This window comes from Paenibacillus sp. FW101-FHT12H11, from assembly GCF_058790355.1.
In genome coordinates this window covers 168,477-190,053 of record NZ_JBYTCO010000002.1, presented here as the reverse complement: position 1 = coordinate 190,053, position 21,577 = coordinate 168,477, and the positions used below count along the sequence as shown (strand labels likewise).

Genomic DNA, 21,577 nt, shown 5'->3' with positions numbered 1-21,577 from the left:
AGATATAACAAATTTAGGAGGCAATGGAATGAATAAAATCGAGCTTTTGCTTCATGGATGGGATACCTGCTACGAGAAAGAGGATTGGTATCCGCCGCTTACGGATGCTCTCCAAGGTTTGACTGCCGAGCAGGCCAATTGGCGGCCGGAAGGCGAGTATGTGAATACGATTGCAGAGAATTTAAATCATTTAATTTTTTATAAAGAACGATTGTTGTATAGAATGACTGGACAAGAGTCCGAGTATCCGGATATGACGAATGATGATACGTTTGTTGTGGCATCAACTTCAAATGAGACATGGCAGACAACTTTAACTCGTTTGCAAGCTGTTCACCAAGGTATACGAGATCGGATCGCGCAGTGGGAGGAGCATGATTTTGAACATGTGTATCCGAATCGTTCGCAATCCGTTGGTCGTTGGGTGAACAGTCTGATCATGCACGATGCGTATCACACAGGACAAATTATGTTTATCCGGAAGCTGCAGGGATCCTGGCCATCCCGTCGTTCATTTGAATAAAAAATGGTACATGTGGGGCTTGACGGAGATTGACTTGTCAAGCTTTTTGCATTGTTTATAAAGGGATTTGCCGTTTTAGTTCGAATAAAGAAAATAACTGAATGTAAGGAGGTCTCGTAGAGACATGAATATGAACATGGCATTGCCCCAAGCAGCCCCTGAGCAACTGGGGATAAATGGTGATAAATTACAACTTGCTTTCCAGCTGTTAGATCGTGAAGAGGAAATCGGTGAAATACCAGGTGGTGTGGCCATTGTTGGGCGAAAAGGGACTATCGCAGGAACGTATGCCGTGGGTCACTCCATTATTTCGGACGATACGAAGCTGAAGGTAACGGAAGATACGATATACGACTGTGCTTCTTTAACCAAGGTGATGGCCACTCTCCCCTTGATTATGCAGTTAGTCGATCGTGGCGAGCTGCGGCTCAGAGACTCCATCACCCGCTTTTTCCCTGAATTCTCAGGGAATGGGAAGGATGAGGTGACGGTGAAACATTTATTGTCACACACGTCCGGGCTGCAGGCTTTCAAGGATTTGCATTCTCATGGCTGGACGCCAGAGCAAATTAAGGCTGCTGTGCTTGGAGAGAGTCTGAGTCATGCTTGCGGCAGCAGTTATGCGTACAGTGATTTTAACTATATCATTCTTGGCGAATTGGCTGCGAAGCTGTTTAGCATGCCGCTAGATGAGGCCGCTACCCGATATGTGTTTGAACCGCTGGGAATGCACGATACGGGTTATTGTCCAGCGAAAGAATTGCAGTCGCGCATAGCGGCAACCGAATACATGGACGGCGCCTATCGATGGGGCGAAGTGCATGACGAGAACGCATGGGCAATGGGAGGCGTCAGCGGGCATGCCGGTGTTTTCTCAACGGCGATGGATGTTGCGAAATATGCCGCCATGTGGCTGAACCATGGAAAGCTTGCTACTGACGGCCATGGCCATGTGCTGTCAAGTGCATCCGTTGCAGCAGCTACGCGAAGCTACACGGAAGACAAGGTGAATGCTAATCGTGGCCTTGGTTGGGTGCTGAAGGGAGATGTCTGGGACGGTTCGGGGGATTTGTTTTCCTCGCAAAGCTACGGGCACACGGGGTTCACAGGGACCAGCATTTGGATGGATCCCCAAAGCAGCGTTTTCGCCGTATTATTAACCAACCGTGTGCATTTTGGACGTGAGAAGTCTGTCGTACGGCTGAGGGATTGCTTTCATAATGCCATTGCCGCATCGATTGAATCCTAAAGGTGGAAAAAGTACCAGATGAGGTGGAATCGCTTCATTGATAAGGGTTTAGCGCTGCTTGATAATGAGGATAGAAGTAAATCTCATTGTTGGGGGAGCGAATCGCCATGAGTAACGTCCACACAGGTAACCAAGTCCACATCACATCCGAGCAGATGAAGCATTATCAGGAGCAAGGCTATATCATTTTTGAAAACCTTTTTTCAGGGGAAGAGATGGATCGTATTCGGGGTATCATTGACGGCTTCGACGAGGCTTCAGAGAAAGCCTTGCGCGCGAAAGGGAAGGAATTCATTAGCAGATCAGGTCAAATTAATTTTACTGCAAATTTGAATTTCCTAAGCGCAGAGCTGCAGCAATTTATTGCAGATCAGCGTTTTGTTGATATCACGACAACGATCTTGGGTCCAGACATTAAGCTGTACTGGGATCAGTCGGTGTACAAACGTCCGGAAGCAAGCAAAGACTTTCCATGGCATCAGGATAACGGATATGTGCCGACGGAGCCGATCTACTATGTTACATGCTGGCTAGCGCTTGAAGATGCTACAGTAGATAACGGTTGTATCTGGGTTCAGCCAGGTACGCACTTGGATGGTTTCGTGGAGCATGTGAAAACAGATCTCGGCTGGGTTTGTTATTTTGGAGAAGAAAAAGGCATCCCGGTTGAACTGAAAAAAGGCAGCTTGGTTGCCTTCCATTCCTTGCTCTTCCATCGCAGTACGCCAAACTTGAGCAAAACGCAGACACGCAAAGGTTATGTGGTGCAGTACTCGGTGGACGGGTCTTTTAATCCGAATACCGGTCAATTATTCAAGAATGGACCGCTGATTGCAAAAGATGGGAAGTCTGCGTATGAAGCTTTTGTAACAAGAGAGAATTGTTCTTAGTGATTATAGGCAATACCCGGGAAATCGGTTAAGTTGAACGTATGAGGTGAATGTCAATGTCAACGAAACCGCCAGATTGGGTAGAAGGGCCATGGTCCGTTCAGCTGCACAGTGTGAATCGATCGCCGTATGCCAAGCTTCACATGGAAAATCGCAGTTTTCCGAATTGGATCATTAGTTATGTGAAAACCGGCCATGTCACGACAGGCACAGGAGGCGAAAACCATACGGCGAAAGCGGGTGATGTGATGCTTCATCCGCCTGGGCTGCCTTTTTCGGAGCATGCGGATGTTGGCGGTGTTCATTTATGGATGCAGGTGAGCCTTCTGTGTTCCCATCAATTCGACCTCCTGATGCTCTATCGCGTCTCACCGGTTATTACCCTGCATGAACCTGGCCGTTATGAGGCTGTATTCACCAAATTGCTTGCCGATTGGGGAAATCGAGAGCTGTCTTTTCGTGATTTGAAACTCACAACCGCAATGCTGCAGCTAACGGAAATGATTCTAACCGGTTGGGAAAAAGCAGGAAATCCGGAGCGTTCAAGCGCATACAGTTCATCTGGTGACCGCTTCGCCCGGTTAATTGGACAGATGTCCATGCGGCTGGAAGAGAAGTTGACCAGAGAGGAACTCGCGTCGCTCGTTTGTCTGAGTGCAAACTATATGGATAGAGCGTTTCAGCAGCAGTTTGGACTAACACCTATGCAAATGCTGCGAGATATGCGCCTTAAGCGTGCCAAACAGCTGCTCGAAATGAGCGAAGAGACGCTGGAAACCATTGCCGCACGATGTGGATTCACGGATGCGTCCTATTTATGTAAACAATTTAAGAAAGAGTATGGCGTACTTCCTGGGGAATTTCGCGAGTCTGTCCGATATAAACAATCCGAAAATGTGTATGGTTAGGGTGAAGTCATGCAGGAACAACTAGATGAGCTGATTCGTTATTATTTTGAGGAAAAGGATTATGAGACGGAGGCCGTTCCGTTTGGACTTACCAATTTAACAAAAATAGTTACGCTAAACGACCAAAGGTATGTTCTCCGTGTTTATAACCGGCATACGAAGCATGCAGAGGGTATCGAGTTTGAATCAAAAGTGACGTCATTTTTAGCGAACAGAGAGCTGTCTTTTCAAGTGCCGGAATTTCTTCCAACTTTAAGCGGGGACGATTATGTTCGATTGTCTGGCGGAAGCTTAGGCGCGCTTGTCGTCTATCTTGAAGGCACGAATCACGTGCTTGCAAATGTCCATGATGCCGCTGAATTCGGGCGTGTTGTTGGTGAAATGAGCCAGGTACTCCAGCGATTCGATAAAAGTGGGCTCGATTATCAAGGCATATCATTTGGGGATTATTACAATCTTCATCCGCTTGCTGATCAAAACGCTGTTGCCGCTTTTATTGAAAGTCCATCGTTTCATATTCCAGAAGCGAGTTTGAATTTTTATAGAACCAAGGTCGAATCCGTTGGAAACAGCCTTAGTGAGATACAAAAACTTCCTGTTCAGCTTGTTCATCATGATTTGTTAATCTTTAATTTGTTAGCTCAAAACAACCGTATTTGCGGCGTATTGGATTTTGATTTTATATCGGCGGATGCAAGCTTTATGGAGTTTGCGATTTGTTTGAATCATATTTTACAGATGTCGAGTGGTTCAATAGAGATGGCAGAGGCTTTTGTAAAAAGTTATTCCGTTTACAGAACGCACAGCTTGCAAGAGATTGTACAACTGCGGAATTTAACTCAGCTGTATCATCTCGCAGTGCTGCACATCTATATCGGCCAGCATTATGCGGGCATTGACATTCAACATAACTTCAACTACATTTTGAATCAATTTATACATAGAGATGCATGGTTAATGGAGCATGGCAAAACAATTGAGCAGATGCTGATAGCTCATTTGGTTGGGTGAAGGTCATAGATTCAAAAAAAAGGCTATCCCTCCGTCATCCGTGACGTCGGGACAGCCCTTATTTATTACCAGGCGTACGCTCGTGGAGCATCTCCGCCGGGACCCGGGAAGATTTCATCTAACTTGCTTAATGTGGATGCATCGAGTTGGATATCAACCACTCGTAACGTATTTTCGAATTGCTCCAACGTACGAGGTCCGATAATCGGTGCCGTCATGGCCGGATGAACGAGGGTCCAAGCCAAGGCTACATTTGCTTCACTCTCGCCGAGTTCCTTGCATAATGCGGAGAAAGCTTCCAGCTTGGCGCGATGTTTTTCGACACGCTCAGGGTTGCTCGCGCGCTTCGAGCCGGCGATTGGATTTAATGCGTTGCCACCGAGCAGACCGCCATCGAGAGGACTCCAAGCGATAACGCCAATGCCTAGCTCTTCTGCAGCCGGAAGGACTTCCAGCTCAGGCAATCTGCAGAGTAAGCTGTATTTATGCTGCTCCGACACAAGGCCAAGGAGATGACGGGATTTGGCTTCATATTGCGCTTTCACCAGATCACGCCCGGCGAAGTTACTGGAGCCGACGTAACCAATTTTGCCTTGGTACACAGGAACTTGAAAAGCTTCCCACAGCTCGTCCCAAGATACGTTTCGATCTACGTGATGCATCTGGTACAGCTCGATATGGTCGGTTTGGAGGCGGCGCAAAGAAGCGTCCAAGTGACGGCGCAATTTATAAGCGGATAAACCGCCTTCGCGGTTCGGTCCATCGTTAGCGTCATGCATATCACCATAGAATTTCGTGGCGATAACGGTCTTCTCACGGCGATTGCCGCCTTGAGCGAACCATCGGCCGATAATCTCCTCGGTGCGGCCTGAATTTTCGCCCCATCCATAAATGTTGGCTGTATCAAAAAAGTTGATTCCGGCATCTAAAGCAGCATCCATGATGCGAAAAGCTTCTTGTTCATCGGTATCTACACCAAAGTTCATCGTTCCGAGGCACAATTGGCTCACTTTCAAACCAGAACGCCCCAAATAACTGTATTTCATCGTAATCTCCTCCATAAACGTTAAGGTTGGGCAAAGCTTGTTCGTATCCATCACTTCTATCTTACTAGATTCACAGACGGGGCAGAAGTACGCACTTTTCTTTTATTTAGTAGACATTGGGATACCTACTCACTTATAGGTAAGCGCTTATTTGTAGCCGTAATTTAGCAATAATGCTATGATGGGAAAGTTACTTATTACGGAATGAAGGTGTAGAAATGAGTACATTAACTAAAGCAATTCTGCTAGCAGCCAAAGCGCACGACGGTCAAACCGACAAGGGCGGAAATCCCTACATCTTGCATCCGATTCGATTAGCAAGCAAAGCCAAAACGACGGAAGAATCCATTGTGGCCGTCTTACACGATGTCGTTGAGGATTCAAATATGACCTTATTCGATCTGAAAAATGAAGGATTTAGTCCAAACGTCATTGCAGCTCTGGACTGCTTGACGAGGAGAGCGGATGAAAGTTATGAAGGGTTCATTAAACGCATTAAACTTAACCCGCTTGCCTCGAAGGTGAAGCTTCTGGATCTGGAGGATAACTGCGATATCAACCGAATTCCGCAGCCCACCGAAGCTGACTATGCAAGAATTGATAGATACAAAAAAGCGATCGCAGAGCTCAAGTTCTAGACGCGCAGAACACTCCATTCCAGTTAGGAATACGAGTGTTTTTTTGTCTCATTTTGTCGTAAAAAGAAATAAAAATTCACTCTGTTATTTGTGCAATAAAATAAAGTTTCAAAATCTATTGACCCTCCAATTCTTTTTCAATAGTATAAAAACAATAGTCATTCTACTAATTGGAAAGGATGACAACTTAACAGGGAGGGGGCGATCGAGATGGCCATTTCTAAGGTACATAAGTTCCGAATTGCCCTTTTTTGGCGGCTTTTTACCAACTATTTTATTGTGATTTTGATTCCCGTTATTGTCGCCAGTATCCTTGCACATGTGCTTGCCGTCCGGACGATTGAGAAAGATGCCGAAAAGCTGAATGATGTCGTGATCAGCCATTTTTCCAAGCAAACCGATACGGCCCTGGATTCGCTCAAAACCAATATGATCAACATGCTCAGTTCTTCGAATGTAACAGGTCTGCTCAGGGTTGTTGACGATTCACGGGAAAATCAGCAGCGATCGGATCAGTTTCATGCCCTCAGAGAACAATTGATGAAGCTTCAGTCGGATAAATTGGTCTCAAAGGTATTTTTATATTTTGCCAATCATGACCTGATTGCGGATGTCGATATTTATACGGATAAAGCGTACTACTTTAACATGACTTATCCGCTTGATGAGCAGCAGAAGGCGGAATATCTCGCCCATTTTACAGGTAAAAAAATGATGGATATCATAGACTCGCGTACGCTCGGCATGTCTGCAGTTATGAGTTATCCGTTCAATACGGAAACTCCTGAAGTTTATCTGGTCGTGCATTTTGATCAGGACAAATTGAAAGAACAAATCTCAATCCCTGAGAAGTGGGTCACAGGTACGGCGATTGCTACTAGCCAAGGTGAAATTTTGAATCAGCATAGTTTGACGGATAAAGAAGTCAAAGCGGTGCTGGAGCATACGCGTTCGAAGGTTATTGAATCTCAATTCCTGGTCACAGATGAAATTGCCATGTCACTGGTGAAATCCCGGTTCAACGATGCTTGGTATTATGTGACCATCGCAGACCTTCGTACCTTGATGAAGCCCGCTTATATGACAAGATTGATTAGTTGGGGATTTCTGGTCTTTTTTCTCGTGGTGGGCAGCGTGGTGTCGTATTATTTAAGCCGTCGTTTGTATCGGCCGATTCAAGAAATCTCCAATGAAAATAAAGAGCTGTCACAGCGAATGAACGGCATGTTCCCCTTGATGCAGGAGCTTTTTATCACCAAAATATTGCAGGGGGAATATCAAGACGAGCTGTCCATCGCTTATTATGCGAAGGAAATTGATTTTACCTATGACAAGATGGCCATGCGCACAGTGCTGTGTATTGCTTTTCACTATAACTCGGAGGTGTATGACCGGCTGTCGGAGACGACCAAGTCTTTCATGTTCGTGGAGATCAAAGAATTGATACGCAAATCCACCCCATCCATGGTCTGGCTATGTCAAACGAAACCGGATGTGTTAGCCTGCGTGGTTACCCACGATACGTTCCTGCATCTAGGCGCGGAAGAGGCTGCGGACATTACGAAATTGGTGCTGGAGTCGTACAGCCAATATTTCAAAGCAACGATTGGCATCGGGAAAACTGTGAACGCCGCAGAAGAGCTGCATGAATCATATGAGCAAGCCTTAGCTGTCCTGCAGAATCGCGGATTGGATGCCGATGTGGAAATATGCCGCGGACCGCTTGTAGGTGAACGCACGTTGTGGGAAAGTTTTCTATCCGTCCAGGAAGTGAACCGTATCTTCAATCAGCACAAAACCAAGGAATATGAGCGGTTGCTGGAGTCTGTGCGTGAGAAGCTGGAGGACGGTAAACTCAAAAAAGCAACGGCCATGCAGGTCAAATATTTAAGCACAGACGTGCTGAATACATGGATTCGTGCGGTTGAAACCGAGCACAACGATTTTAATGTGCCATTTTTTTCTAGTTTGTACGATCGGCTGCACAGTTGTATGACGTGGGATGAATTGGATCAATGTTTCTTTGACATCCATCGTGTTTTATTCCGAACGGAGGAACCCGATCAGCGCACGCAGCAGTTTTCGGAGATTCTGAATTATATTCATGAGCATTACAACGAGGAGCTTTCGATTGAATATTTTGCCGGGCTGCTCAACATGTCGAACGGGCATTTCAGCCGAACGTTTAAAGAGGCGGTGGGCGAGAAGTATGTGGAGTACATTGCCAAATACAGGCTTATGAAAGCGAAGCAATTTTTGCTGGAGACCGACATGAAAATCGATGACATCGCGGAGAAAGTGGGCTATTGGGGCCGAAATTCGTTTATTCGAACTTTTCGCAAATATGAAGGTATCACGCCCGCGAAATACCGCACGATGCATCATTAAAGGATAGAGACTTCATTTTTTCCGAAGTCTCTATTTTTTCTTCCAGCACCGGACAACCGCCGAGAAAACGCTGAAAAACCGCATAAAATCGGGCTTGTAAAAAAAGAGACACGAGGTAATTATGCGATCTTTACGCTAATGCCATGCTCTCGGTATAGTAAAGCCATCAACTTCCGAAAGGAGGAGGGGGGAGGCAGTATGCAGCAGCGTAATGGGATTTGGTACGTATTGAAAAAACATAAAGCGCTATATTTGTTAATGCTGCCGGGGATTTTATACTACATCATTTTCAAGTATGTGCCTATGTACGGGGTCGTCATTGCCTTTCAGGATTATTCGATCGGCAGAGGAATTTTGGGCAGTAAATTTGTAGGATTTAAGCACTTTATTGAATTCTTTTATGTCAATCCGGATTCTTGGAAATTGATTCGCAATACGGTCATGTTAAATGTGTATGACCTGTTGTTCCATTTTCCGGCGCCGATCATTCTCGCCATCTTGTTTCACGAGCTGAAGAACAAAATGTTTAAACGCATCGCACAAAGCATCAGTTATATGCCGCACTTTTTATCAACGGTCGTTATAGCAGGAATTCTTGTTACGTTTCTATCGCCGCAAACCGGCATCATTAATTTCTTACTGGTGAAAGTATTTGGCATGGAGCCGATTCTTTTCCTTGGGCTGCCTGAATGGTTCAGAGCGATCTATGTCTCCTCGGAAATATGGCAAAAAATCGGGTGGGGGACGATTCTTTATTTGGCAGCGATTGCCGGGATCGATCCGACCTTGTATGAGGCGGCGAAAATGGACGGAGCGAACCGTTATCACCAGATGCGCCACATCACTTTCATCGGTATGATTCCCGTGATGATTATTTTGTTCGTTCTGACATTAGGCCATTTTATGGAAACAGGGTTTCAGAAAATCTTGCTGCTCTACAACTCCATGAACTACGAAACCTCTGATGTGATAAACACGTTCGTCTATCGGCGCGGGATTTTAGATGCAGACTTCAGCTTCGCAACAGCAGTCGGATTATTTCAGTCCGTCATAGGTCTCATTCTCGTCATTGGTGCAAACCGCATTGCTAGAAAACACGCAGAGACAAGCTTGTGGTAAAGGAGGAACTCTATTGAAAATCAAACAGTCAGCAGCCTCCGTCATTTTTGACACATTGAATTACGCCGTTATGATCCTTCTTATGCTTGTCATGATTTATCCGCTTGTCTATGTGTTTAGTGCTTCGATAAGCGATAACGCTCTGGTTTCAAGCGGTGATGTTCTGCTTTTACCCAAGAAAGTAACGCTGGTCGCTTATAAGCAGTTGGCAGCAAATTCAGATCTATGGATCAGCTACTGGAATACGATCCGTTACACGGTCGTTCATGTCATTCTGACGTTGATTACAACGGCAGCGATGGCCTACCCGTTAGCGAAAAAATGGCTGCCCGGCCGCAAATTGATCTTGATGATGGCGGCATTCACACTGCTGTTCAGCGGAGGGATGATCCCAACGTTTCTCGTTGTGCAAAAGCTGGGCATGTTAAACTCCATCTGGGCCATCGTTCTGCCTTCGATGATCAGCACCTGGTATTTATTCATCATGCGGACGTTTTTTGAAGCTTTGCCGGAAGAGCTGGAAGATGCAGCAACGATAGACGGTTGTTCTTCCCTGCAGGTGCTTCTGCGAGTTGTTATGCCGCTCTCGATGCCTGTAATGGCCACAATCGGACTATTCACGGCTGTGAACCAGTGGAACGCTTTCTTCGACGCCCTCATTTACTTGAACGACCGCTCAATGTATCCCTTGCAAATTATGCTGCGCAACATCCTTGTAGCCGGTACTACGATTCAAGGAGAAGGCGATATGAGCCTGCTGCAAACCATGAAATACGCGATCATTATGATGGCTACGCTCCCGATTCTGTGTGTGTACCCGTTCATTCAGAAATATTTCGTTCAGGGTACGATGATCGGCGGTATTAAAGGGTAAGATCGGATTGCGATTGCGGCTATAGCTAGTAACGACGTTTTAAAACAGTCTTCTAAACACATTGGGGAGGTTTTTCCATGAAAAAAAGAACAGTAGCAGCAGCAGTATTCGCCGTTATGCTTTCCAGCTTGGTCGCAGGTTGTACGAGTGGGTCAAAGGATACGCCCGTATCCGGAGATGGCAAAAAAGGAGAAGAGTCCAAGAAGCCGATCACTTTTTCCTGGCTGGCTTATGACCGTCCGGAAGGGAAAGTGCGTCAAGACTGGGAAATTTTCAAGGAAATCGAAGCAAAAACCGGCGTAAAGGTGGAGTTTCAAGTGGTCAGTCAGGAAGGCCTGAAAGAAAAGAAACAGATCATGATTGCGACCAATGCGGTTACTGACTTCATTCAGGTAGATACACTGGAAGGCAGACAGCATGGACCGGACAAAGTGTTTCTGAATCTGAAGGATTACATGGATAAAGCCCCGAATATGAAGGCGTTTTTCGATAAATATCCGGAAGCCAAGGCTGTTGCAACGGGAGCCGATGGAGGGATATACACCGTGCCGGTTATCGAGGGCGACGCCGAAGGCAAAGGGTTCAACTTTATTTGGTATACGCGTAAGGACATTATGGATAAATACGGATTGAAAGCGCCGACCTCGGTGGAAGAATTTTACCAGTTCCTGAAAACGCTGAAAGAAAAACAGCCGGATACATATCCATTGATCAACAACGCCATTACAGGCGATACAGGGCTATTCACGACATTCGGCAGAGCCTTCACTGGCATTCACGGCTTCTATAACGTTGATCCGGCTACGGGTAAATATGCTTTTGCACCTTACCACAAAGGGTATAAGGACTCTCTGATCTTCCTCAATAAACTGTATAACGAGAAGTTGCTGGATCCTGAATTCTCGATGATCACGCAAGCGCAGTGGGAAGAACGGATTCTTAAGGGCAAATCGTTGGTTACCTTCTTCTGGAAGGCCGATCTAGAGACGCTTATGGATAAAGGACGTAAAGCAGGAATTGCCGATTACACGCTGGATGCGATTCCGCAGTTCGCTGCTGACGGCATCAAGAACTATCAGTTCTCGCGTTCTGTTGTAGGCGCTACGGGGCGCGCGATTTCCGCCAAGGTCAAAGATAAAGACAGAGCCGTTCAATTCCTTGACTACCTGCTCAGTGAAGAAGGTTCGAATTATCTATCCCTGGGAATCGAGGGCAAAACGTATACAAAGTCAAACGGTGTGCCTGTGTACAACAAGGATTTCGGGGCGTCGCCATTTACAACACTACGGAAAGATTGGGGCGTCTGGTATGACATGATTACGCTGGACAATGCCAAATCCCGCGCAGTATGGGAAAGCGGCTTAAGCGATAAGAGCAAAGCGATTAACAAGCTCTATGAATCGGTTATTATCCCGGCACCGAAGCAGATCGTTAAAACCAGCGAAGAGTTAGAGCTGGAAAAATCGAAGCTGAACAATTTGAACAAGTATTTGGAGCAAAAGCTGACTGAATTCGTCTCCGGTAAAACACCGATTAACGATAAAACATGGCAGGAATTTATTGATCAGACGAAAAAGCTGGGAGCAGATGACCTGCTGAATATGTACAATGCCGCATACACGCGCACATATGGCAAAAAATAATCATACTGGTACTGTAAGGAGGCCCTTTCACTCAGAAGGGGCCTCCGAAATGGAGGGATAGAGATGGCCGAAAAGATGAAGGTCATTGATGTGGATGTCCACAATGAGCAGAACGATTCCGATTTGCTGCCTTACCTGGCTGAGCCTTGGCGTTCACGCGTTGCGGCTACAGGAATCGGATATTCCGGTTCAGGTTACTACTCGCCGGTTGGCGTCATGAAGAAAGACGCCATTCCGCCGGGCGGGGGCAAAGCGGGTTCTGACCCGGATCTGATGATTAAACAACTGCTGGAGGGCTATAACGTCGAATACTGCATACTCACTGGAGTTGTGTATAACATCTCTACGACGCATGATGCGGATTATGCAGCGGTGATTTGCTCAGCGTATAACGACTTTTTGGCCGCTGAGTGGCTTGGCAAGCATAAGGCGTTTAAGGGCGCTTTGGCTGTTGCCACGCAGGATCCCTATCTCGCTGCAAGAGAGATTGACCGGATGGGAGGGCATCCCGACTTCGTCGAGGTGATGATTTCCAGTGCGGCGCGCGCGCCTCTCGGCCAACGCCAATTCCATCCGATTTATGAGGCGGCGGAACGCAATGGTCTTCCTATCGCGCTCCATCCCGGAGCGGAGGGCGGGGGCGGTTCAACAGCGCCTACGGCGGCTGGATATCCGTCCCGTTACATTGAGTGGCATACCTGTCTGTCTCAAATGTTCATGGCTCATCTCGTATCGATGGTCTGCGAAGGGGTTTTCGAGAAATTCCCTCGACTGAAAGTCGTGCTGACCGAGGGTGGAATTGCCTGGCTGCCGCATCTGATGTGGAGGCTGGATAAGAACTATAAAGCGCTGCGTTCCACAGTCCCATGGCTCAAGAAGATGCCAAGTCAATACATTCGCGAGCATTGCTATTTGACGACGCAGCCCATCGAGGAGCCGGACAATCCGCAGCACTTGATTGATTTATTCAATATGATCGATGCAGAGAATATGATTCTCTATTCAAGCGATTATCCGCATTGGGATTTCGATTCTCCGGATATGATACTGCGAAGATTAAAGCCCGAAGCCAAGCGGAAAATCTTTTATGACAACGCCAAAAGCTTATACAACCTTTAAGTGATGGAGGAGCATATGACGGTACATTATGTGCTTGATGTAGACGAAGTTCCCGAAGGCGGGCACGCCGTCGTCACAATCGAGGGAAAGAGTATCGGCGTCTACCGAATTGACGGTGCCTATTACGCAATCAACAACTATTGTCCGCATCAAGGTGCGCCTATGTGTGCCGGACTCGTCTCTGGAACGACGCTCCCTTCAGACGTCTACGAATATGAGTATGGTAAAAAAGGGGAGATCTTGCGCTGCCCGTGGCATGGCTGGGAATTCGATATCCGAACCGGCAAGTCGCTGTTCAGCGAGAAGATTTGGTTGAAGACGTTTGAAGTCAGCGTACTTGACGGCAGAATCGGCGTTCAATTGCAAAGAACGTAATGAGGGTGAAGATAAGGGATCGGAGAGGCAAAGCAGCCTTTTCGGTCCTTTTTTTATCCGAAGATTTTCGCAGGAAAAGCAAGCATCCAAAGCGAATGAAGTTCCATACAAATCGTATCCATAAAGGAGTCCATCTCATGAATTTATTAATTGTGGAAGACGAAGTTCGCCTTAGAAATGCGCTGGCTAACAACATTCCATGGGACAAACACGGGATTGAAGTCGTCGGACAAGCAGGGAACGGAATGGAAGCGCTGCGGTTCATCGACCGCAATAAGCCGGAAATCATTCTGCTCGATCTGCAGATGCCGGAGATGGATGGGTTAACTTTGGCCAAGCAGCTTCGTCAGAGCGATCCTTTGTTGAAGATCATCGTGCTAAGCGGGCATGATGATTTCGTTTATGCGCAGGAGGCGCTATCAATAGGAGTCATGAAATACTTGCTGAAGCCGGCTGGCGACGAGGAAATTCTGGAGACGGTACTCGAAGCGGCCGAGAAGCTGAGATCAGAACTGGAACAGCGCCATAACGAGGATGAGCTGAAACAGAGATGGGAGCAGCATCTTCCTTATTTGGTGAACGACTTTTTGCAAGGGTGGCTGAAAGGTAAATTCGAGTTGTGGGAGATTGAACAGCGAAGCAAGTATCTTCAAATGAACATGCCGAAAGGCGCGCAATTTGCGGTGGCTGTTGTCGATATGGACCCGCTGCCGGATACGGAAACCCGATTCAGCAGGAAAGATATGTCCTTGCTCCAATTTTCACTGGGAAGCATCGTGCAAGAATATTTGCAATCCACTTCCTGTTGGGTTGTTTCAGATTATGCGGGTTATACAGTTGTCGTGTATAAGCTCTCGGGGGATGAGGCTCCAAAGGAAGCCCTGCAAAGGATTAATGTGCTGACGGAGAAGCTGCTTTTTACCGTTCTAAGCTGCCTCAGACTTACGGCGAGCGCGGGAATTAGCGGAACGATAGGCGGTTGCGAGGATCTGAACAAGCTGTACGTGCAGGCTGTCAGGGCGCTGCAGAACAGGATTATGCTGGGTCACGATCTCGCTATACCCTATCAAGAAGTACAAGGAAGAGAGCCGGAGTTCGTGCTGCAGCCGAATTTGGAGAAAGCGCTGGAGATCGCTCTTGAAACGGGAGAAGAGAATAAGGCGGCTGATATTCTTTCCGCACTCTGGGAGGGAGGCATGGCCAAAGCGGAAACCATCGAGGAAATTCATGAGCATATATTATATTTCGAAAGTCTTTTTGTACGTATGATTCAAAAACAGGGATGGTCCGTGCGGGAGGTCGCAGGAGAAGACTATGTTTATTTCCATAATCACCGGGAGCTGATGGTCAAAGAGCAAATTTTCATTTGGCTGCAAAGGATGGTCAAAGCTTATTTAACCCATGCGAGAGAACGTCGAAAATCAACTAGCCACGATATGATCAAAACGATTCTAAGCCTCGTTGAAAATGAAATCGACCAGGAGATGACGCTGCATGCCGTAGCTGATCGGCTGTATGTCAATTCCTCTTACTTAAGCCGTTTGTTCAAGCAGGAAACCGGGAAAGCGTTCTCGACCTATGTGATGGAAAGAAAAATGGAGCGGGCAAAGGCTACGCTGCAAGAAGGCGTTCGCGTTTATGATGCTGCTGCGGCCGTCGGGTACCGGGATGTGAGTTATTTTACAAGAGTATTCCGTAAATATTGGGGGGTAACCCCCGGGGAAGTTCGATCTTGATTTCCTCTTCTTTTCTGAATAGAACCTTCTCCCTTATTGGAGGAGGTTTTTTTGTTCCACTTGTGAAGCCGTAACTCAATAGAGAAGTACTGAAAGTACCAAAACAAGTAATATTACTCTAATTCGCATTAAATCGACTGATGATACACTAAATCTAGAACTGACAGACAAGAAGGAGCGGGCAGCTTGAGAGAATCTACCGCAACGGAGGAAACTGTTATGCTTACGCCAAATAACGCAAAAAAGAGCTATACCCGGCGATTGTGGATCGATATCCGAAAGGATTGGGATCTATATTTGGCTCTCATCCCCGGTATCGCATTTCTGCTGATTTTTAAATACACGCCGATGTACGGGATTATTATTGCTTTCAAGGATTTCAATATTTTTGATGGCATGTCCGCAAGTCCTTGGGTAGGATGGAAGCATTTCGAGAAATTATTGTCCTCCGACAGCTTCTTGCAGGTATTTCAGAATACGTTAGCCATCTCGATTTATAAAATCGTCTTTCTTTTTCCGCTTCCAATCGTAATCGCCATCCTGCTGAATGAATTGAAAAACATGGCGTTCAAACGAAGTGTCCAAACGGTTATTTATTTGCCGCATTTCCTCTCTTGGGTTATCGTCAGCGGCTTGTTCATCGATTTGCTTTCCACCAACGGCGGTATCGTCAATAAAATGATCGTCGCTATGGGCGGCGAACCCGTTCGCTTTTTTCTGGACAGCCATATCTTCCGATCGGTTCTGGTATCATCCGCAGGCTGGAAGGAGACGGGCTGGAATACGATTATCTACTTGGCTGCTCTGGCCGGCATCGACCCGGGGCTCTATGAATCAGCGAAAATCGATGGCGCCAATAGATGGAAACAAATCCTCCATATTACGCTTCCCGGCTTGCTCCCGATCATCTTGCTGATGTTTATTCTCCGGCTTGGTTACGTTTTGGAAGCGGGGACGGAACAAGTTCTCGTTATGTACAATCCGAGCGTATATAACGTAGCTGACGTAATTGGCACCTATGTATACCGGGTCGGTTTAGGCGAGCAGGATTACAGCTTTTCAACCGCTGTCGGCGTGTTTGAATCGGTGGTTGCCTTTATTTTAATACTTACGGGAAACCAATTGGCGCGAAAGTTTTTTGGACGCGGTATTTGGTAAACGGGAGAAAGGAGGCATGTCATGCAAGTTAATCAAACTGTGAAATCTCCAGTCGCAAAAGCTACAAGCGTTATTCGCACTTCTCTCAGTGAAAAAGTGTTTACCGTGCTCAACTATGTGTTCTTCATCATAGTAGGACTTTCGACGATATTTCCATTTGTTAATCTGATTGCCAAATCGCTCAGCAGTGAGGCAGCCGTTGTTTCGGGCATGGTATCCCTATATCCCATCGATTTTCAAATAGGGACTTACCAATATGTGGCCAGCAACGCGATGTTTCTGAACGCATTCACGATTTCGATCACGGTGACGTTGATTGGATCGCTGCTTTCTTTATTTATGACAACGCTAGCCGCATATCCGCTCTCGAAGCCGAGGCTGCGGGGACGTAAGTTTTTTATCCTCCTCTATTTATTCACGATGCTGTTCAGTGGCGGTTTGATCCCAACCTATTTGCTCATGCACACCCTGCATTTGATCGATAAACTACCGGTGCTCTTTCTGCCATATATGATTAACGTGTATAACATGCTGATTATTAAAAATTATTTCGAAGGCCTGCCCGACAGCCTTGAGGAATCCGCGAAAATTGACGGTGCCAGCAATATGACGATTCTTTGGCGCATTATTTTGCCGCTATCGCTGCCCGTGCTTGCGACCATTGGTTTGTTCTATGCGGTTACTTACTGGAACGATTATTTTACTTCCTTAATTTATATCAATTCAGCCGATATGAAGCCACTCCAGCTGTATTTAAAAGAACTTTTCGTCTCTTCCACAGATGCGTTTCTGCGTACAAATGTGGATGCCTCGCTGAATGTATCACCGCAATCGATTCAAGCAGCTTCGATCATTCTGGCTACGCTTCCCATCGTTATCGTTTATCCTTTTTTACAGAAATATTTTGTCAAAGGCGTGCTGGTTGGTTCAGTTAAAGGTTAATTGTTGCGAGGTCGGCTAGAACTATTCGAAGGGTGGTGGTGGGCAAGTCGAGGGCACTTTTTGAGATACGAATAAAAGGGAGGCATCTGCATGTTTAAAAAATGTTTAGCTGCATTGTCGATCACAACTTTGGCGGCGTCTTTGGCCGCATGTGGAAGTGAAGGAGGGGCTTCGTCCGGTACGGCGGCACCATCTTCATCCGGGGCTCCTGCCACAACCGCAAGCGCGAATGCACCCAAACCGGAATTCAAGGCGCTTCTACAGTACGCTCGATTTGATCCAAACGCGGAAGTTGTGGCGAAGTTTCTGAACGAGAAAACAGGCTACAAAGTCACGTATGACATGCTGCCGGTTGAAAATCCAGACGATAAACTGAATTTACTTATGGCGAATAAAGAACAATATGCCTTCATGCTGCTCACGGGTCCTCAATATTCGAAACTTGCTTCTTCTGGCGCTTTGGAGCCAATCGACGAGCTGGTTAACAAATACGGGACCAATATGAAAAACGTGATCTCGCAAAATTCCTGGAACGGGGCTAAGCTAAACGGTAAAATTTACGGCATCCCGCAAACGGGTTCAGGAACGGTCGTTAATTCGGCGCTAATCATCCGTCAAGACTGGATGGATGAGCTGGGACTGAAGCCACCAACCACGCGTGATGAACTATACAATGTGATGAAAACGATTAAAGAAAAGAAGAATGTCATGGCCATGTCAGGTGGTAAAAGCCCGCTGCTTCCTGAAATACTACCGACTTTCGGACTAACCATGATACAATCAACCTTAACGACGGGTTGGCAGGATATAAATGGAAAACTCGTGAATACCGTTGAAAATCCGAATATGAAAAAATATTTGGAGTTCATGAAAAAACTTTACTCCGAGAAATTGATTGACCAAGAATGGTCGCTTAACCAAGCGAATAAAGTGATTGAAAACTTTACAAGCGGTAAAACAGCCATTATATCAAACGGTTATTTTAATGCCCCAACGGTTCAAAACGCCCTGCTTAAAAATTCGCCGAACGCCAAAATTGCCAGCCTGCCTTACCTCAAAGGGGACGATGGCAAAGTTCTAGTCATGGCGAGTGCTGGAATCAGCTTTTACGTAGGAATTCCGAAGTGGGCGGAGAAGAAAGAAGAGATCATCAAATATCTGGATTTGAAGCTGGACAAAGATATTCATAAAGAAGCATCGATTGGTAAAGAAGGCGTTCATTATAAAGTGGAAAACGGAAATTATTTCCCGATTCTTCCGATTTTTAATGATCAATACAATAACGCTTCTTCGTTCCTGACAGGTGTGGATGAGAAAAACTATCCGATCTATTGGCAAGCACGGGTGCGCAAAGATCCTATTTTGACGGATGCGTTTAATAAAAATCAAGAAGCTGCCAAAGGGAACATGGTCGTTGACCCCCTTGCCTTCGCACCACCGCTTGAGGCTATCGGCAAAAACAGCCAGAAGCTGCAAAAGCTAATGGAAGACACCTTCTTGAAGTACATCACAGGTGCTGAACCGCTTGAAAATTATGATAAATTTTTGGCTCAGTGGAAAGCCGATGGCGGCGACGATATGACGAAAGCGGCCAATGAATGGTACGCAGCCAACAAGAAGTAAGAAGCGGCATCCCCTGTGGTTTTTCCACGGGGGTTTTATTACTGGAGGGAGTGATCAGAGGATGAAGAAAATAGGATTTATTGATTATTATTTGGATGAATGGCATGCGGAGAAATATCCGGAGTGGATAGAAACCGCATCCGAAGGCAGAATGAAAGTCACTTATGCCTACGGGAAGACAAATCTCGAAGGTAAACTGAGCAACTTAGCTTGGTGTGAGAAAAAAGGCATTCAGCTGCTCGATTCCATTGAATCCGTTGTCCAGCAAAGTGATTATTTGATCGTTTTGTCGCCGGATCATGCTGAGTTCCATGAGGAGCTGTCGCAGCTTCCTCTTCGATCAGGCAAGCCGACCTACGTCGACAAAACCTTTGCGCCGGACCGGGCTGCCGCCGTCCGGATGTTTGAGCTCGCAGAGCAGCATGGGACGCCGATGTATTCAACTTCCGCGTTGCGGTTTGCTGCGGAGTATACGGAGCTCAAGATGGAGGGAATCGAGTCCATTTGCGCTTTGGGTCCTGGGAGCTTTGAAACGTATGCGATTCACCAGGTTGAGCCAATCGTTGCGCTCATGGGAACGGATGTGAAACGCGTGATGTGGACGGGCACGCCGAACGCACCGTCTCTTGTTATTGGATTCGCAGATGGACGCCAGGCCACAATCAACCATTATGGCCCTAACTGTCCGTTCAGCATGGCCTTGCGTTCCGCGCAGGGGGAGTCGCAATTTCTGAAAATTGATTCCAATTTTTTCGGGGCCTTTATTGCGAATCTTGTTCGTTTTTTTGACACGGGGGTTCCTGCCGTTCCCCGGGAGGAAACGATTGCGATTGCTGCTATTTTGGAAGTTGGTAAAAAGGCTGCGACTGCGCCGTTTCAGTGGGTGGATTTGCCGTCGTGACCGAAAAGACTCGTCCAGTGGGAACTACAGGCTGCAATTTCGGCGAAAAAGCATATTCTCCACGTGTGTGAGGAACTACGGTTCGCTATTTCCCCGGTTTTACAGGAAAAACGTGTCCCGGAGGTAGGATAAGACCCTATAGTTCCCCTCCGTGAGGAAAAAGCTCGTTTTCCTCGAAATAGAGGCCTCCAGTTCCCTTAATGAACGCATAGTGGGTTTTCACGTCAAAAAAGCATCCATCTCCCGGCAGGAGGATACGGATGCTTTTTCACGTTTATTCAACCTTTATTCAAGCTCTCCGGATGGGATTTCATCCAATTCTCTCTCTAATTCGAGGTTGACCTTCTCATTACTTTTTCCTTAGCCTAGAAGCTTATCTCTTTTCCTAATTTACTGGATTCATAGATGCCGCAAAGGATTTTCATCATCTCAACGCCGTCCTGCACAGGGGAAAGAGTCTCCTTCTTACCTTGGCACACTTCAACGAAGTAATTGATTTCTTGCTGAAAACCGGCCACAAAATCAAAGGAGAGATTATTGATCTGCGGTGTCAGGTTTAAAATCGTATCGTATTTCTCAGTCACGATAGACAGCTCAGGCTCCAATTCTGCGCCGCCTTTATCGCCGTAAAGCTTAACCGTAAGCTCATCTTCCTTGGCGTGAAGCGTGAAGCTGACATCGACAAGAATGGAAGCTCCATTTTCAAAACGAATCAACGCATTAGCCATATCCTCCACGGTATTGTGGGTGGCGTCGTAATCGGCCGCTTTATAAAAAGCGAGGTTCTTCACGTTGGCACGATTGCCCAGCTTGTTATACGTGTTGCCGGAAACGGATTTGACCTTCGGCCGTCCCATCAGATACCAGCAAAGATCAATCACGTGGACGCCGACATCAATCAGCGGCCCGCCGCCTGAACGTTCCACGTCGGAGAACCAACCGCCCGGGTTGCCCAGACGGCGTATACAGGAAGCTTTGGCATAATAAATCTCACCTAATTCGCCATGATCCAAAAAAGCTTTGACGATACCGGTATTCGAAGCATATCTGCGGACAAAACCCACCTGCAGCGTTTTGCCGGAGCGATGAACCGCTTTTTCAACAGCCAACGCTTCTTCCACCGTTTTGCAGAGCGGCTTCTCCGTGAGCACATGTTTGCCTGCTTCAAGCGCAGCGATGGAAATAGGCGCATGGCTGTTGTTCCACGTGCAGATGCTTACCGCATCAATCGCCGAGTCTGCAAGAAGCTCTTTATAATCCGTGAACACACGGTTAATGCCATATTTCTCAGCCTTCGCTTTTGCGCGCTCCTCATTCAAGTCACAGATCGCGTATAGCTCAACATCCGGATTGCCCTGATAGGATCTTAAATGCATTTCAGAAATGGAGCCGGCTCCGATTACGGCAACTTGTATTTTGCTCATCGTAAAAAGC

Annotated in this window: 19 protein-coding genes; 17 read left to right on the top strand and 2 right to left on the bottom strand. The window is 46.7% G+C overall.

Translation table 11 applies throughout. From position 1 onward, the window contains the following. Positions 1–28 precede the first annotated feature (28 nt). From AC3WTJ_RS06410 to AC3WTJ_RS06390, 5 genes are all read left to right on the top strand, one after another. Entirely contained in the window at positions 29–523 is a 495-nt protein-coding gene (locus AC3WTJ_RS06410) for a DinB family protein (protein ID WP_492521131.1), read from the top strand. Between the two features lie 124 nt (positions 524–647). Continuing rightward, positions 648–1,772, top strand: coding sequence for a serine hydrolase domain-containing protein (locus tag AC3WTJ_RS06405; RefSeq protein ID WP_492521130.1), 1,125 nt, complete (start codon positions 648–650; stop codon positions 1,770–1,772). 107 nt (positions 1,773–1,879) lie between these two features. Further along, positions 1,880–2,662, top strand: coding sequence for a phytanoyl-CoA dioxygenase family protein (locus AC3WTJ_RS06400; protein WP_492521129.1), 783 nt, complete (start codon positions 1,880–1,882; stop codon positions 2,660–2,662). A gap of 56 nt (positions 2,663–2,718) precedes the next feature. Further along, on the top strand, positions 2,719–3,570 hold the full coding sequence (locus AC3WTJ_RS06395) for an AraC family transcriptional regulator (protein WP_492521128.1): 852 nt from the start codon (positions 2,719–2,721) through the stop codon (positions 3,568–3,570). Positions 3,571–3,579: 9 nt separating this feature from the next. Next, positions 3,580–4,581, top strand: a complete 1,002-nt coding sequence (locus AC3WTJ_RS06390; RefSeq protein ID WP_492521127.1) for a phosphotransferase — start codon at positions 3,580–3,582, stop codon at positions 4,579–4,581. Positions 4,582–4,646: 65 nt separating this feature from the next. Here the strand turns inward: AC3WTJ_RS06390 and AC3WTJ_RS06385 are convergent, their stop codons facing one another. After that, the gene (locus tag AC3WTJ_RS06385) at positions 4,647–5,627 is read right to left on the bottom strand and encodes an aldo/keto reductase (RefSeq protein WP_492521126.1); all 981 of its coding nucleotides are present in this window, start codon (positions 5,625–5,627) and stop codon (positions 4,647–4,649) included. A gap of 218 nt (positions 5,628–5,845) precedes the next feature. Between AC3WTJ_RS06385 and AC3WTJ_RS06380 the strand changes: the two genes are divergently transcribed. The 12 genes from AC3WTJ_RS06380 to AC3WTJ_RS06325 all read left to right on the top strand — a co-directional run bounded on the left by AC3WTJ_RS06380 (position 5,846) and on the right by AC3WTJ_RS06325 (position 20,143). Beyond that, positions 5,846–6,265: a GTP pyrophosphokinase gene (locus AC3WTJ_RS06380; protein WP_492521125.1), complete on the top strand. Its 420-nt coding sequence runs from the start codon at positions 5,846–5,848 to the stop codon at positions 6,263–6,265. 210 nt (positions 6,266–6,475) lie between these two features. Beyond that, positions 6,476–8,653, top strand: coding sequence for a helix-turn-helix domain-containing protein (locus AC3WTJ_RS06375; RefSeq protein ID WP_492521124.1), 2,178 nt, complete (start codon positions 6,476–6,478; stop codon positions 8,651–8,653). Between the two features lie 198 nt (positions 8,654–8,851). Further along, a complete protein-coding gene (locus AC3WTJ_RS06370; protein ID WP_492521123.1) occupies positions 8,852–9,772 on the top strand; it encodes an ABC transporter permease in 921 nt (306 codons plus the stop codon). Between the two features lie 13 nt (positions 9,773–9,785). Then, positions 9,786–10,646: a carbohydrate ABC transporter permease gene (locus tag AC3WTJ_RS06365; protein WP_492521122.1), complete on the top strand. Its 861-nt coding sequence runs from the start codon at positions 9,786–9,788 to the stop codon at positions 10,644–10,646. A 77-nt stretch (positions 10,647–10,723) separates the two neighbouring features. Continuing rightward, a complete protein-coding gene (locus tag AC3WTJ_RS06360) occupies positions 10,724–12,289 on the top strand; it encodes an extracellular solute-binding protein (RefSeq protein WP_492521121.1) in 1,566 nt (521 codons plus the stop codon). A gap of 63 nt (positions 12,290–12,352) precedes the next feature. After that, complete coding sequence (locus AC3WTJ_RS06355) at positions 12,353–13,408, top strand: amidohydrolase family protein (protein ID WP_492521120.1); 1,056 nt, start codon at positions 12,353–12,355, stop codon at positions 13,406–13,408. A gap of 15 nt (positions 13,409–13,423) precedes the next feature. Further along, positions 13,424–13,783, top strand: coding sequence for a Rieske (2Fe-2S) protein (locus AC3WTJ_RS06350; RefSeq protein WP_492521119.1), 360 nt, complete (start codon positions 13,424–13,426; stop codon positions 13,781–13,783). Between the two features lie 137 nt (positions 13,784–13,920). Then, complete coding sequence (locus AC3WTJ_RS06345) at positions 13,921–15,519, top strand: response regulator (protein ID WP_492521118.1); 1,599 nt, start codon at positions 13,921–13,923, stop codon at positions 15,517–15,519. Positions 15,520–15,738: 219 nt separating this feature from the next. Further along, positions 15,739–16,677, top strand: coding sequence for an ABC transporter permease (locus AC3WTJ_RS06340; protein ID WP_492521653.1), 939 nt, complete (start codon positions 15,739–15,741; stop codon positions 16,675–16,677). Positions 16,678–16,698: 21 nt separating this feature from the next. Then, positions 16,699–17,619 carry a carbohydrate ABC transporter permease gene (locus AC3WTJ_RS06335; RefSeq protein WP_492521117.1) on the top strand — a complete coding sequence of 307 codons (921 nt, stop codon included), beginning with the start codon at positions 16,699–16,701 and terminating at the stop codon, positions 17,617–17,619. A gap of 90 nt (positions 17,620–17,709) precedes the next feature. After that, positions 17,710–19,242, top strand: coding sequence for an extracellular solute-binding protein (locus AC3WTJ_RS06330; RefSeq protein WP_492521116.1), 1,533 nt, complete (start codon positions 17,710–17,712; stop codon positions 19,240–19,242). 61 nt (positions 19,243–19,303) lie between these two features. Beyond that, positions 19,304–20,143: a Gfo/Idh/MocA family oxidoreductase gene (locus AC3WTJ_RS06325; protein WP_492521115.1), complete on the top strand. Its 840-nt coding sequence runs from the start codon at positions 19,304–19,306 to the stop codon at positions 20,141–20,143. Between the two features lie 365 nt (positions 20,144–20,508). Here the strand turns inward: AC3WTJ_RS06325 and AC3WTJ_RS06320 are convergent, their stop codons facing one another. Beyond that, entirely contained in the window at positions 20,509–21,567 is a 1,059-nt protein-coding gene (locus tag AC3WTJ_RS06320; protein ID WP_492521114.1) for a Gfo/Idh/MocA family protein, read from the bottom strand. Positions 21,568–21,577: the final 10 nt, after the last annotated feature.